General features: G+C 51.2%; 14 protein-coding genes. 8 read left to right on the top strand and 6 right to left on the bottom strand.

Annotated elements, in window-relative coordinates; translation table 11 throughout:
* Positions 1–3 precede the first annotated feature (3 nt).
* Together ACMGG3_RS08170 and ACMGG3_RS08165 are read left to right on the top strand one after the other, a co-directional pair.
* Positions 4–414 carry a hypothetical protein gene (locus ACMGG3_RS08170; RefSeq protein WP_244047237.1) on the top strand — a complete coding sequence of 137 codons (411 nt, stop codon included), beginning with the start codon at positions 4–6 and terminating at the stop codon, positions 412–414.
* Positions 411–1,430 (top strand): NADP-dependent oxidoreductase, encoded by a 1,020-nt coding sequence (locus tag ACMGG3_RS08165; RefSeq protein ID WP_193162248.1) that lies wholly within the window; start codon positions 411–413, stop codon positions 1,428–1,430. Before ACMGG3_RS08170 ends, ACMGG3_RS08165 begins: the two co-directional genes overlap by 4 nt.
* Before the next feature lie 87 nt (positions 1,431–1,517).
* On the opposite strand, the gene attM is transcribed toward ACMGG3_RS08165, so the two are convergent.
* Positions 1,518–2,309, bottom strand: coding sequence for an AttM family quorum-quenching N-acyl homoserine lactonase (attM, locus tag ACMGG3_RS08160; protein WP_414149773.1), 792 nt, complete (start codon positions 2,307–2,309; stop codon positions 1,518–1,520).
* 162 nt (positions 2,310–2,471) lie between these two features.
* On the opposite strand from attM, the gene ACMGG3_RS08155 reads away from it, so the two are divergent.
* Positions 2,472–3,371 carry a LysR family transcriptional regulator gene (locus tag ACMGG3_RS08155; RefSeq protein ID WP_410397895.1) on the top strand — a complete coding sequence of 300 codons (900 nt, stop codon included), beginning with the start codon at positions 2,472–2,474 and terminating at the stop codon, positions 3,369–3,371.
* A gap of 161 nt (positions 3,372–3,532) precedes the next feature.
* Here ACMGG3_RS08155 and ACMGG3_RS08150 read toward each other — a convergent pair whose 3' ends face one another.
* Positions 3,533–4,435 (bottom strand): LysR family transcriptional regulator, encoded by a 903-nt coding sequence (locus tag ACMGG3_RS08150; protein ID WP_277492067.1) that lies wholly within the window; start codon positions 4,433–4,435, stop codon positions 3,533–3,535.
* 98 nt (positions 4,436–4,533) lie between these two features.
* On the opposite strand from ACMGG3_RS08150, the gene ACMGG3_RS08145 reads away from it, so the two are divergent.
* Positions 4,534–5,256 carry an SDR family oxidoreductase gene (locus ACMGG3_RS08145; protein WP_414149772.1) on the top strand — a complete coding sequence of 241 codons (723 nt, stop codon included), beginning with the start codon at positions 4,534–4,536 and terminating at the stop codon, positions 5,254–5,256.
* Between the two features lie 141 nt (positions 5,257–5,397).
* On the opposite strand, the gene ACMGG3_RS08140 is transcribed toward ACMGG3_RS08145, so the two are convergent.
* Positions 5,398–6,009 (bottom strand): SDR family NAD(P)-dependent oxidoreductase, encoded by a 612-nt coding sequence (locus ACMGG3_RS08140; RefSeq protein WP_414149771.1) that lies wholly within the window; start codon positions 6,007–6,009, stop codon positions 5,398–5,400.
* A 248-nt stretch (positions 6,010–6,257) separates the two neighbouring features.
* On the opposite strand from ACMGG3_RS08140, the gene ACMGG3_RS08135 reads away from it, so the two are divergent.
* From ACMGG3_RS08135 to ACMGG3_RS08125, 3 genes are all read left to right on the top strand, one after another.
* Positions 6,258–6,605 carry a MerR family transcriptional regulator gene (locus ACMGG3_RS08135; RefSeq protein ID WP_020882407.1) on the top strand — a complete coding sequence of 116 codons (348 nt, stop codon included), beginning with the start codon at positions 6,258–6,260 and terminating at the stop codon, positions 6,603–6,605.
* Between the two features lie 37 nt (positions 6,606–6,642).
* Positions 6,643–7,395 (top strand): glucose 1-dehydrogenase, encoded by a 753-nt coding sequence (locus ACMGG3_RS08130; RefSeq protein ID WP_414149770.1) that lies wholly within the window; start codon positions 6,643–6,645, stop codon positions 7,393–7,395.
* 136 nt (positions 7,396–7,531) lie between these two features.
* Entirely contained in the window at positions 7,532–8,737 is a 1,206-nt protein-coding gene (locus ACMGG3_RS08125; protein ID WP_414149769.1) for an NAD(P)/FAD-dependent oxidoreductase, read from the top strand.
* Between the two features lie 39 nt (positions 8,738–8,776).
* Here the strand turns inward: ACMGG3_RS08125 and ACMGG3_RS08120 are convergent, their stop codons facing one another.
* A complete protein-coding gene (locus tag ACMGG3_RS08120; RefSeq protein WP_014170406.1) occupies positions 8,777–9,673 on the bottom strand; it encodes a helix-turn-helix domain-containing protein in 897 nt (298 codons plus the stop codon).
* 174 nt (positions 9,674–9,847) lie between these two features.
* On the opposite strand from ACMGG3_RS08120, the gene ACMGG3_RS08115 reads away from it, so the two are divergent.
* A complete protein-coding gene (locus ACMGG3_RS08115; RefSeq protein WP_073971023.1) occupies positions 9,848–10,789 on the top strand; it encodes an MBL fold metallo-hydrolase in 942 nt (313 codons plus the stop codon).
* 106 nt (positions 10,790–10,895) lie between these two features.
* On the opposite strand, the gene ACMGG3_RS08110 is transcribed toward ACMGG3_RS08115, so the two are convergent.
* Positions 10,896–11,663 carry an alpha/beta fold hydrolase gene (locus tag ACMGG3_RS08110; protein ID WP_020882412.1) on the bottom strand — a complete coding sequence of 256 codons (768 nt, stop codon included), beginning with the start codon at positions 11,661–11,663 and terminating at the stop codon, positions 10,896–10,898.
* Positions 11,664–11,738: 75 nt separating this feature from the next.
* Positions 11,739–12,560, bottom strand: a complete 822-nt coding sequence (locus ACMGG3_RS08105) for an alpha/beta fold hydrolase (RefSeq protein WP_063924878.1) — start codon at positions 12,558–12,560, stop codon at positions 11,739–11,741.
* Between the last annotated feature and the right edge of the window lie 66 nt (positions 12,561–12,626).

Genomic DNA, 12,626 nt, shown 5'->3' with positions numbered 1-12,626 from the left:
AATATGAAATTTTCTCAACTGGCTATTCTGACTGCCGGGTTGTTTTTCATCCTGGCGGCGATATGGATGTTCTGCCCGCAACTGCTGTTAACGCAGTGGGGAATCACGCCATCACCAGGAACTGATGTGCTCGGCCATCGCTCTGCCGCCCTGTACGCGGGCCTGGGGGTGATGTGTTTATTCGCCAGGCACGCAGAGCCCTCGCTGGCCCGCTATGCCCTGGCAGCAGGGATCGGTACGTTATGTTTGATTTTAGCCGTGTCCGGCGTTGTTGAGTGGTATGCAGGACACGTTAATGGGCAGATCGTTATTGCAGTATTTATCGAGCTATTCCTGGGTATCGCTTTTTTACTCAGCAACAGCGTTGGTAAGAAACATGCCACCGGCAAACCCGGCAGAGTAAAAGACAAATGAATAAGAAGACGATGAAAGCATTTACGTTCAAACGCTATGGTAAATCCCCTGAACTGGGATTCGACGACGTAGATTTTCCCTCCCCTGGTGATGATGAAATTCTGGTCAAAGTGTATGCAGTAGGTCTGAACCCGATCGATAACATGATCCCGACCGGCATGTTCAAACGTGTTCTGCATTTCAGTCTCCCCGCGACGTTGGGCAGTGACGTGTCCGGCGTTGTCGTTGCCACAGGACGCCGCGTGACGCGTTTCAAAGCAGGCGACGAGGTGTTTGCCAGTATTTTTGACAGGGGAACGGGTTCGCTTGCTGAATTTGTGCGGGTGCCAGAAAACCTTGCAGCGTTAAAACCCGCCACTCTGGATTTCGTACAGGCAGCGTCGCTTCCGATGGTCGGTCTCACCTCCTGGCAAGCGCTGACGGAACGCGCGAAGCTGCGAGCGGGGCAGAAAGTATTTATCCCGGCCGGCTCCGGTGGAATTGGCAGTTTTGCTATCCAACTGGCAAAACACCTTGGCGCAACGGTAGGGACGACAACCAGCACCGCCAACATTGACTGGGTGAGCCGCCTTGGTGCAGATGAGGTGGTTGACTATAAAAAGCAGGAATTCGAAAAAGTGCTGAGCGGCTACGATATTGTCCTCGGGACTATCAGAGGTGACGCGATTGAGAAATCCACCCAAATCCTTAAACCGGGAGGGAAGATAGTTTCCCTGATCGGGCCGTTAGATACGGCTTTCGCACGGGAAAGACACCTTAATGTGTTCCTGCGTTTCGTATTAGGACTGATGAGCCGCAAAATCATGCGACTGTCAAAAAAACGAGGGTTAACCTATTCGTTTCTCTTTGTCCGCCCTGATGGCAGCCAGCTTAGCCAAATCGCTGAACTCATGGACGCTCAACGCATCAAACCCGTTATCGACAACGTTTTCCCCTTTGCCGAAACTGGCGACGCCTTCGCCTATCTGGCTCGCGGGCATGCAAAGGGGAAAGTGGTGGTTAAAATTCATGAGTGATAGCAATGAAGGCTTGCCTCTGTGCTAAGCATAAATGACCAGGGTTATCGCCTCAGGGAAGAGGTATTGTCACTATCACCGTTCGTATCAGTTATAGCCCTCCGTCTTCATCGCATAATGCGGCCAGATATCAGGATCGTGCCCGGGAATAATTTCCGCATTATGCATCTGGGTAACCACTCTTAGTTTTGCCACCGATCGTGCCACCTCACTGGCCGATGTCATCAAGCCAGGCAGGGCTTTATCCTGAAAATGGTCAAGCGTATAGGCAGCATCTATCGCCAGGGTGAACGATTTTCCACTCGGCAAGGAGACGACAAAAGATTGATGACCCGGGGAGTGGCCTGGTGTGTAAATAATTTTCAGAACGCCGTCGCGATACAGATCAAAACCGTCATCGGCATCTCCTGCCAGAAACTGCCATTTGAGACCTTCGCGATGAAAATCTTTCCGACAGTAGGCCCCGGCGGTAAACCAGTCCGGTGAAAAGGCATAGTCGTACTCAGCACGCTGCACAAGATGAGTGGCTTCAGGAAAGCGGCCAATCGCACCGGTATGGTCAGAATGGAGGTGGGAGAGTAAAACATAACGCACCGATTCTGGCCTTATTCCGAGCTTCGCCAGTTGTCTTCTACAGCCCTGGTTTGTATCCATGATGGGTTGATACTGGTCAACAGTCGGTCCCCAGTAGGCGCGGGGCTCCTTCAGCCCTTCCACCGCAAGACCACCGTCAATAACAACATTCCCCTGCGGATGCGTCAGTAAAAACCAGGGGACAGGTATAATGTAGTCGGAGCCTTCACCCTGATTCATCCTGATATCGTGATATTTACAACGCTGATAGCCCGACTGGAACATATAAAGCCTGATATCTGACATGCTTCTTTTCCCGTAAAAAAATGAAATGTTCTGTACGCCACAGCTACAACAGCCGTGGACGCACAGATTTTCATTAATCGAAGGGCCTGGCAGTAGAGGGGCGGGACCACTTTCATTTATCGGTTTTACCAATATAATCGGTGAATGGATTTACTTACGGCAATGCGTATTTTCATTCGGGTGGTTGAGCGCGGAAGCATGTCTGCCGCTGCGCGCGATCTCGGCATCGGACAGCCGGCGGTCAGTGAAAGGATAGAGCGTCTGGAAGCTCATCTTAATACCCGCCTGCTGCGACGTCACACGCGCCGAATGTCTCTCACGAATAGCGGGACGCTGTTCTATGAACGGAGCAAAAGCGCCGTTGCAGCGGCTGACCATGCGCTGGCAATCGTGGATAATGGTGAAGCAATTAGTGGAACCCTGCGCATTGCCGCACCCTATGGTGCCGGGGAAGAGTTACTTATGCCCGCCCTGCTTAAACTGCAATTGGCCTATCCGGGCATAAACATAGATCTGGTGCTCAGTGACAGAGTGACGGACCCGGTCACCGAAGGTGTGGATATCTCGCTACGTCTTGGTGAGGCGGGGGAAGGATATTATGTTGTCCGCCCGTTGGGGAAAATTGAGCGGTTGCTGGTGGCCTCTCCCGAATATTTGCAGCGTTATGATATGCCCCGTACACCGGGTGAGCTCGCCCGACATGCGTTTGCTCGTGTTTCGGGCCTGTTTATGAATAACCATGTGACGCTGATCGCGCCTGACAACGCGTTACTCACCGTCCCTGTGAGAATAACATTCACTTCCAGCCACTGGCGGCCGTTACGTACTGTACTTCTGGCAGGAAAGGCAATCGGGGTATTGCAGTCTCCGGTTTGCCGACAGGAGATTGCCGACGGGCATCTCGTACCTGTGTTACCCGACTACCTTGTTCCTTCATTCCCTGCATATCTACTTTATCCCCCGGCTAATATCATCTCCGCTGAAACACGAGCATGTGTCGCTTTCCTTGAAAACGAACTTCGCACAAGCCTTACGCGCTCGGTAACAAAAGGGCAGCCATAGTTCTCAAACTCGAATATGAGGCTGTTAAATAAACGGTTGAACAAAATTTCTTGCCTGCCTGAGGTACACCCCGGTTAATGGCTTGCCCAGTCGAGCATGCGTCATTCGCTGCTACGGCGCGGCAACTCTCCGGCAGCTAAATATTCTGCGCGGGTTTGAAACTACTGCAGTGACGTCTTCCCCCACTGCCTGACGTGTTCAATCAGAGCCCGCAGCTTGGGGGCCATATTTCGACGTTGCGGGAAGTACAGATAAAACCCAGGAAAAGGCGGAAGAAAATCATCCAGTAATGAAACAAGCTGTCCTTTTTCAATAAATGGCCTGAATGTTTCATAGGTTGCAAAGGTAATTCCTCCCCCCGCAAGCGCGAGCCTGAGCATGAGACGGAGATCGTTGGTGGTGATATGCGGTTCAACCGCCACGTCGAAAGGTATTCCCGCTTCCTCAAATTCCCAGCGATAGGGCGCGACGTCTGGCGATGGGCGCCAGCCGATACAGCGATGGCGGATAAGCTCTCGCGGATGGCGCGGTGCGCTGTGGGCGGCCAGATAAGTTGGTGATGCCACCACCACTTCCCGTTGCTGTCCCGTCAGAGGGACAGCAATCATGTCTTTTTCGATCACGTCACCGAGCCTTACGCCGGCATCAAAGCCCGCTGCCACGATATCAAATTCGTCATCCGACACGACGATATCGATGGTGACGGCAGGGTTAGCGGCTGCAAATGACGCGAGCAGAGGGCCTGAAAGAAATTCTTCTGCAATTGAGGTGACAGCAATTTTCAGATGCCCTCGCGGCCCGTTGTCAGAGAGAACGTCTTCGCACGCCGCGTCAATCGTTGATAGCGGTATGGACAACGATTTTCGCAGCCGTTCTCCCGCTTCAGTCAGGTTTACCGAACGCGTGGTGCGCATGACAAGCAGGGTCCCGAACGTATCCTCCAGGCGTCTGATCCCCTGGCTGACCGCCGATCGCGTCACGCCAAGACGTTCGGCGGCAGCGCTGAAGCTATGTTCCTCCGCGACAGCCAGAAACAGAGGTAAAAGATTAAGGTCAATTTTCATTGTTTAGGTTTGCTAACCAGTGCGTACACCAGTGGCAGGATACACGAAACAATACCCGCGTTCTATTATCCCTCTGAACTCAACTGAAGGAATAAATCATGGATAAAGTCATCTTGATCACCGGTGCATCCAGCGGTATCGGAGAGGGTATTGCACGAGAGCTTGGCAATGCAGGCGCGAAGTTATTACTTGGGGCACGCAGGAAAGATCGTATTGAAGCTATCGCTGCAGAAATCCGCAGTACAGGCGGGTATGCTGAAGCCTGCGAGCTGGATGTCACAAATCGCCAGTCGATGTCTGATTTCGTGCAGGCGGCATTGACTACGTGGGGGCGTATTGATGTTCTGATCAACAACGCGGGAATAATGCCCCTTTCTCCGCTGGCAGCGGGTAAATATGATGAATGGGAACGTACCATTGATGTGAATATCAAGGGCGTACTATGGGGGATTGGCGCCGTGCTTCCCACCATGGAAGCGCAGGGCTCCGGTCAGATAATCAATATTGGCTCTATCGGCGCGCTCTCTGTGGTGCCGACAGCCGCCGTCTATTGCGCCACAAAGTTCGCCGTTCGGGCGATTTCAGATGGCTTGCGACAGGAAAGCGCCAGCATCCGAGTCACCTGCGTCAACCCCGGTGTGGTGGAAAGCGAACTTGCCTCGACCATTACTCATCCGGAAACGCAGGCGGCAATGGAGGTATACCGTTCCATTGCACTCCAGCCGGCTGATATTGCCCGCGCTGTTCGGCAAGTGATTGAAGCACCTGAAAATGTTGATACAACAGAAATCACGATTCGACCTACCGCGTCTGCGAACTGAACTGGCTAACGCATATGCACCACGAAAGCTGCCTGTAAGGCAGCTTTTTTTGTCGTGTCACAGAGTGCAGGGTGAAAATTGTATGTGTATTGAAAACGTCATAACGCGGGCCAGACAACCGGTTTGGCCCGCATGGCAAACTTACCACTGCTGCTCTGTGGGCATGATGAACAATTCTGCCACGTCGACATGATCCGGCGCGCGCAGCACATAAAGGATGGAATCAGCAATATCCTCTGACTTCAGGAACGTCATGTGTTCCTTCAGGTTTTCCATCTGTGCACGGTAGTTTTCGTCAGTAATGTGCTCGAATAATTCACTTTCAACCGCGCCTGGCTGAAGTGAGGTTACGCGAATATTGTATTGAGACGATAGCTCCATGCGTAATACATCTGAAAATGCGGCTACCGCATGTTTCGTCGCGCAATATACCCCGAGTCCAGCGAACGTTTTTCTGCCCGCAATCGAGGACGTATTGATGATATGCCCTGACTTTTGCGCTTGCATCACCGGTAGTACCGCGGCAACCGTGTTCATTAAGCCCTTAATATTGACATCAGCCATACAGTACGCTGCGGTGACCTCGCCATCGCGTCGGTAATGCCAGAATGCGAAATCTTTTTCCTTCTTCTGCATAAAGAAATTGATAATGTCGGGGTGAGTATTAACACTGCCGCCGTACTTATAATAAGCCGCCTGGTAATGCGTGAAGTTTGAACGTTCCCATCCAAAAAGCGAATGTCTGAAGCCCATTATTGTTTCTCCTTGCAATCTCATCAGAGGGCGCTGTCAGCGCCGGGCAGTTCTGTCTGAACAGGCTGATTATCCCGACCGTTAATCAATAAACGGTCAAGGCAAAATCAAGATTGCTGCAATCTTCGTTGGCGGAGTTAATTTTGCCTGTCTCAGGAAATATCTGCTTACATTCCAGCTAACGCTATGCTCTTTACATTGACACTAGTGTCAATGTTGTAGAGTGCATCTATGACGAGGAGAAAGGTATGCGACCATCTGAACTGGCGGCGCTCACTGGCGTCAGCACCCGAGTGCTCAGACATTATGAAGCTAAAGGACTGATTGTTTCTCAGCGGTTGGACAACGGTTATCGGAATTACGACGCGAAAGACGTCGAGAAAGTGAGATGGATAATCTCGCTTTTAAAATGTGGGTTCAGTACCCGACAGATTGCAGAGCTGGAAAAGTTTTCTCAGGTAAGCGACATGGATGATGCGCGTTTTATCCAGTGTCTGGCCCAGCACAGAGAAAAACTTCGGGCACTGGACACGCTTATCGAATTACTTAATGAACGCAGAAATACACTTGCCACGCGTATTCACGCCTACGAGTGATCGCGCTGTCTGAGCAGTAATAACAGGAAATATCATCATGAAACAGTTAGACAATAAAGTCGCGTTAATTACCGGAGGCAGTAGCGGTATCGGACTGGCCACGGCCAAACGGTTTATTGAAGAAGGTGCAAAGGTGATTATCACTGGCAGGAATGCAGAAACCCTGCAGCAGGCGATGAATGAACTCGGTGACGATAATGCACTGTCAATACAACACGATAACAGTGACATACGAAGCCATGAAAACCTCTTTCGCATTATTAACGAAAAATACGGCAAGCTGGATGTGATGTTTGCAAATGCCGGTGTTATTGTGCTTTCCGATTTCCCGGCTTCCTCCGAAGATGATTTTAATACTCAGTTTGATATCAACGTAAAAGGGACGTTTTTCGCCGTGCAACAGGCCCTCCCGTTAATGTCCGACGGTGGCTCGATAATATTAACGTCCTCCATTGCGCATTATAAAGGGTTCGATGGACACACTATCTATGCCGCCTCAAAAGCCGCGCTGCGATCTTTTGCCCGCAGCTGGACGACCGACCTTAAAGGCCGTGGGATCCGCGTGAATTGCCTGAGCCCAGGACCCGTCGCCACACCGATTATCAGTAAAATGGGCGTTTCCCTGAGCGATCGCGAGATTTTTGACGCCAGCATCGCAAGTCGTATTCCGTTAGGTCGTTTAGGCAAACCTGACGAGGTGGCCGCGGCAGCGCTGTTTCTTGCATCGGATGAAAGCAGTTTTATTTCGGGTATCGACCTGTCTGTCGATGGCGGGATGGGGCAAATTTAGCGGCGCGCGCAGCGCTGATAAAAAAACATCAAATTTGATTAAAGCACATCAATTTTGCTAGAGCAGGCAGGTTTGACTTTCACTACTCTTGGTGCGGTAACGACATTTTCATCATCCGCTGTTAACAGGTATCGCTATGAAAAAACGTATTATTATTGCCGGTTCGGGTTTTGCAGGTATGTGGGCCGCCATTTCAGCAGCAAGGCTGGTTCATATGGAAAAGGCAAATGATCGGATTGAGATTTTTTTGGTTTCTCCGGAACCCGCATTAACCATTCGTCCAAGATTGTATGAAGCCGTACTGGAAAATATGGCACCCTCTATTCTGCGTGTTCTTGAGGCTGCGGGTGTGCACTATATTGCCGGTTATGTCACCGATATTGATGCAGAAAATAAAACTATCTCGGTAAAAAAAGAGAGTGGCGAAACCTCAGTTAATTTTGACAGTTTTGTGCTGGCCACCGGAAGCCAGGCATTTCACCCTGAACTGCCGGGGATCACGGAATACAGTTTTGACGTGAACTCATTGAATGCTGCTCATGAACTGGAGCAACACCTCATGTCGTTAGCTTCAGAGCCTGATTCTGCCGCACGAAATACTGTTGTCGCCGCCGGTGGGGGCCTGACCGGGCTTGAGACCGCCACTGAAATGCCGGAACGCCTCAGAGACCTCTTGGGTTCGGAGCGCCATTTGCAGGTTATTATTGTGGACAGTTCGAACAAAATTGGTCAGGCGATGGGCGAGGATGCCTGTGAGATCATCAATCAGGCGCTGGTCAGTAATGGCGTGACTGTACGAACGGGCGTCAGAGTGCGCGCAATCAACGCTGAGGGGGTGATGCTTTCGGACGATGAATTTATCCCCAGCAAAACGGTGATATGGACGGCGGGAATGCGGGCCAGCGCGTTAGCCGGGCTCATCCCGGGCGACCACGATAATCTGGGCCGTGTTATTGGGGATGCGTATCTGCGGGCACCTGCCGCCAGGGGTATCTTCGTTACCGGCGATACCGTAAAAGTCCCTACGGATGATGAAGGTAATTATAACGTCATGTCCTGCCAGCATGCGATGAGCCTGGGGCGCGTCGCCGGTCATAACGCGGCAGCAGAAATACTGGGATTACCGCTGCATTCTTACAGCCAGCCAAAATATGTTACCTGTCTTGATCTGGGCAAATGGGGGGCGGTCTACACGGAAGGCTGGGATCATCAGGTTATGTACCAGGGCATGGAAGCGAAAAAAATAAAGCAGGAAATTAATACTCAGTGGATTTATCCGCCAGAACCCGACAGAGAGAAAATGTTTTCTGTTGCTAACCCTGATTACATTATTGTTCCGTAACAGGCCATCTCTGTTGATGCTGCCTGGCGGCAGGCAGCATCAACGCGTGTTCTTTTTTTCACGCCATTGACCGGGGGTCAAGCCTGTTATTTTTCTGAAGGCCTGGGTAAATGCATTTTGCGAGCCATAGCCGCTTTCAATGGCAATTTCTGTAATCAGTTTATCGGTGTGTTGTAACTCGTGGAAAGCGCGTTCCATTACGCGCTGCTTAAGCCACCCGTACGGGGTTAAGCCGGTACTGTTTTTAAAGGCACGGCAGAAATGAGCTGAGGAAACTCCCAGTTCAAGAGCCAGTGATTTAATCGTGACATCACCTATCGGGCTGTTATCCAGTTTTTCCAGCGCCATTTTTAATGCGCGCGAAGACAATACTCCTTGCGACTGGCCTGCGGCTGTCAGCGTGTTGGAGTGGTTTTTTATTAACTGTAATATTAATGACAGTGTTAAGTGCTCGCAGAGCAGTTGGTTAATTTTGTTATTGTCCGAAATGATTTCCGCAACGGCCAGCGTAATTTTTGATGCCGTCTCATCAAAATGCGCTGTGCGTAAGAGTAACTCAGCAGTGGGTATCTCCATTTGATTCAGAAGATCGGCGAAAATATTATCAGGAATATATAAATGCATAACATCTACAAGACCAGCAATATCCCAGCGAGATGTACTTCCCTGAGGAATTGTCGTGATGGCGCCTTTCCGGATCGTGTTTTTAACGATTTTATTTTCTGTTTTTCGCTCAACACGCTGCATATGTCCAACGTGAGCAATAATCACATGTTGATCGAGTGGCGGGATAGTTTCATGCAATGGCCCATGCGGCCAGTGATAACAGCGAATTTGCAGCGCATCTCCACTGTCTATGCCTAATTCAGGTCGGTTCTTTAATACCTGAGCCATTTTATGAACGGCATCGTCAAGAGGAATGTCATGATTTTTCATGAGTATACCTGTTAATAACAGTGGGCATCCTAAGAGTATAGCGATGTTTTAACCCTGTTTCATTGTGTTCTGTCTGTATGTTTATTTTTGATGATGGGAAATAACAGAGGGGAAAAAGTCATTTCTACGGTGTGTATACCCTTAAATCGATTAATTATGTTGTCCGGAGGAAATATGGCGATATCTAAGAATGATGCAGCGTCGTTAGCACCTGTTAATGGTACCTCGCATGTGGAAGCCGTTTATGAAAAGGTGCCATCACGTTATGCACTACAGGTCGGTAAGATTGATGTTCTGGTGATCAGTGACGGCGTGTTGTCATTACCTGGACCCATGTTGGGTCATAACGCGGAGGCCTCCGAACGTACCCACTGGTTTGAAGATAAGTTTCTGCCTGCCGATTTTCTCGACTGGGCATTAAATGTGGTTCTCGTGCATAGCGGTGACCGGACGATCCTGGTTGATGCAGGGATGGGGGAGGCTTTCCCTGATTTACCCCGCGCCGGGCGAACGGTTAACCGCCTGGCGTCAGCGGGGATAGATCTTGCCAGCGTCACGGATGTGATTATCACGCATCTGCATATGGATCACGTTGGTGGGCTGCTTATTGAGGGTGTGAAAGCGCGCATGCGGTCAGATCTTCGCATTCATGTCGCTGCTGCTGAGGTGGAATTTTGGCGTGACCCCGATTTTTCACAGGTTTCCATGCCGCCTGGTTTCCCGGAAGCGCTGCGCCAAACCGCTACCCAATTTTTGCAAGCGTACCAGACTCAACTGCATACATTCGAAGATGAATACGAGGTTGCACCCGGCGTGCGTGTTGTTCGTACAGGCGGGCATACTCCCGGACACAGCGTGGTAAGGCTGGCCTCTGAGGGGGAACGACTCACCTTTGCCGGCGATGCTATTTTCCAGGTTGGGTTTGAACATCCTGACTGGTTCAATGGTTTCGACCATTATCCCGAAGAAGCGGCACAGATTCGCATTCGTCTGTTGCAGGAACTGGCAGATAACAGGGAGTCATTGATCGCTACTCATCTCTCATTCCCGTCTGTCTGCCATGTTGCTGTCGACGGCGATACGTTCCGTTGCATTCCGGGTCCCTGGGATTATTAAGAATACCGCTGATGTCATTTTCACGGATACCGGCAGGAACATAAGAGGCATTACATATACGGCCATCCCTCAGACGAGGGATGGCGTTCAGGGGGGAGAGCGATGTTTACTTCGCCGCTTCCTCAATAAGTGTGGCAACGTCCTGCGGATGAGAAACCATCACGACATGGGATGCGCCCTTGATCACCACGGTGTGTTTTGAGCCCGCGCGTTCAGCCATGAATCGCAAACCCTGGGCGGGGATATTCTTGTCGCCGTCACCGTAAATAAAGTAAGAGGGCAGTTTTTTCCAGGCAGGTGCCCCTGACTTTTCAGTTAAAGCCGCTTCGGTAATCGGTCTTTGCCCTGCGGCCATCAGCGCCGCCTCTTTAGCTGAAACGTCATGTGCGAATTGCTGGTGGAACTTCGCCTGGTCGATGGAGAGATCGACGCTACCATCAGCCAGCTTCACCGGTGCGGCGAGCGCCTGGCCAAGCGTGCCGCCAGGGAATTTTCCGGCCAGGTCGGCCGCCGCTTCACCGGCATCCGGAGCAAATGCGGCGACATACACCAGCGATTTCACATTGTTTGTATCACGGGCCGCGTTCGTAATGACCTGGCCACCATAGGAATGGCCGACAAGGACGACCGGCCCCTTAATATTGTTCACCACGGAAGAGACGTAAGCCGCATCAGTCGAAACACTGCGCAGCGGATTCGCCGCAGCGACGACGTTATACCCGTCCTTTTGCAGGATTTGGGTAACGCCATTCCAGCTAGAAGAGTCGGCAAAGGCACCATGAACCAGGACAACAGTCGGCTTAGCGGTTTCTGCGATAGCGCTGGCAGACAGCAAAACGGTGGCAACGGCAAGGGAGGCAGCAAATTTGGACATGATCGTTCCTCTTTTCAATTCAGTTTAAAGGCTATGCATATGATGGTTGCGGCCTGTCTGGAACAGGCCACCTTGTTAGTTGCGAATAAAGGCCAGTACGTCAGCGTTAAAGCGATCGGCTTCTGTCTCCGCCAGTCCATGTGAACCGCCGGCATATATCGTCAGCGTCGCATTCGCGACGATCTCAGCGGCGCGGTGTGCAGATGCCTTAATGGGGACAATCTGGTCGTCGTCGCCATGAATAATCAGGGTAGGGCGATCAATCTGTTGCAGGTCGTGTGTGTAATCGACTTCAGAGAACTCATGGATGCAGTCATATTGCCCCTTAATACCGCCCTGCAGGCCGATTCTGCGGAAGTTTTCCCGCAACCCGTCATTGGTGGGGACATGGTCACGGTTGAAGCCATAGAACGGAACCGTCAGGTCGAAGTAAAACTGTGAGCGGTTTTTGGCCGTGCCTTCGCGGATGGCATCAAACACCTCCATCGGGGTGCCGTCAGGATTGGCATCCGTCCGGAGCATCAGAGGAGGGACAGCGCCGACCAGAACGACTTTAGCCACACGTGAGGTACCATGACGACCGATATAATGTGCAACTTCGCCGCCCCCTGTTGAGTGACCCACTAAAATCAGATCCTTCAGATCCAGCGCCTCAATCAGCTCAGCGAGATCGTCCGCATACTGATCCATATTGTTGCCGTGGAAAGTCTGGTCCGAACGCCCGTGGCTGCGACGGTCGTGTGCGATGACCCGGAAACCCTTCTGGCTGAAAAACAGCATCTGCTGATCCCAGGCATCAGACGATAACGGCCATCCATGAGCGAAGAGGATAGGCTGACCTGAACCCCAGTCTTTGTAGAAAATGCCTGTTCCGTCTGTGGTGGTGAAAGTTGTCATTTCGTTCTCCTGTCATGTGTTGCGCTATTAGTTTGTGTGCGACTTGTTTGTGTGCAAATGAATATG

The organism is Enterobacter sp. BNK-18 (genome assembly GCF_047456135.1).
Lineage (GTDB): Bacteria > Pseudomonadota > Gammaproteobacteria > Enterobacterales > Enterobacteriaceae > Enterobacter > Enterobacter ludwigii.
This window is presented reverse-complemented; position numbering and strand designations above follow the sequence as displayed.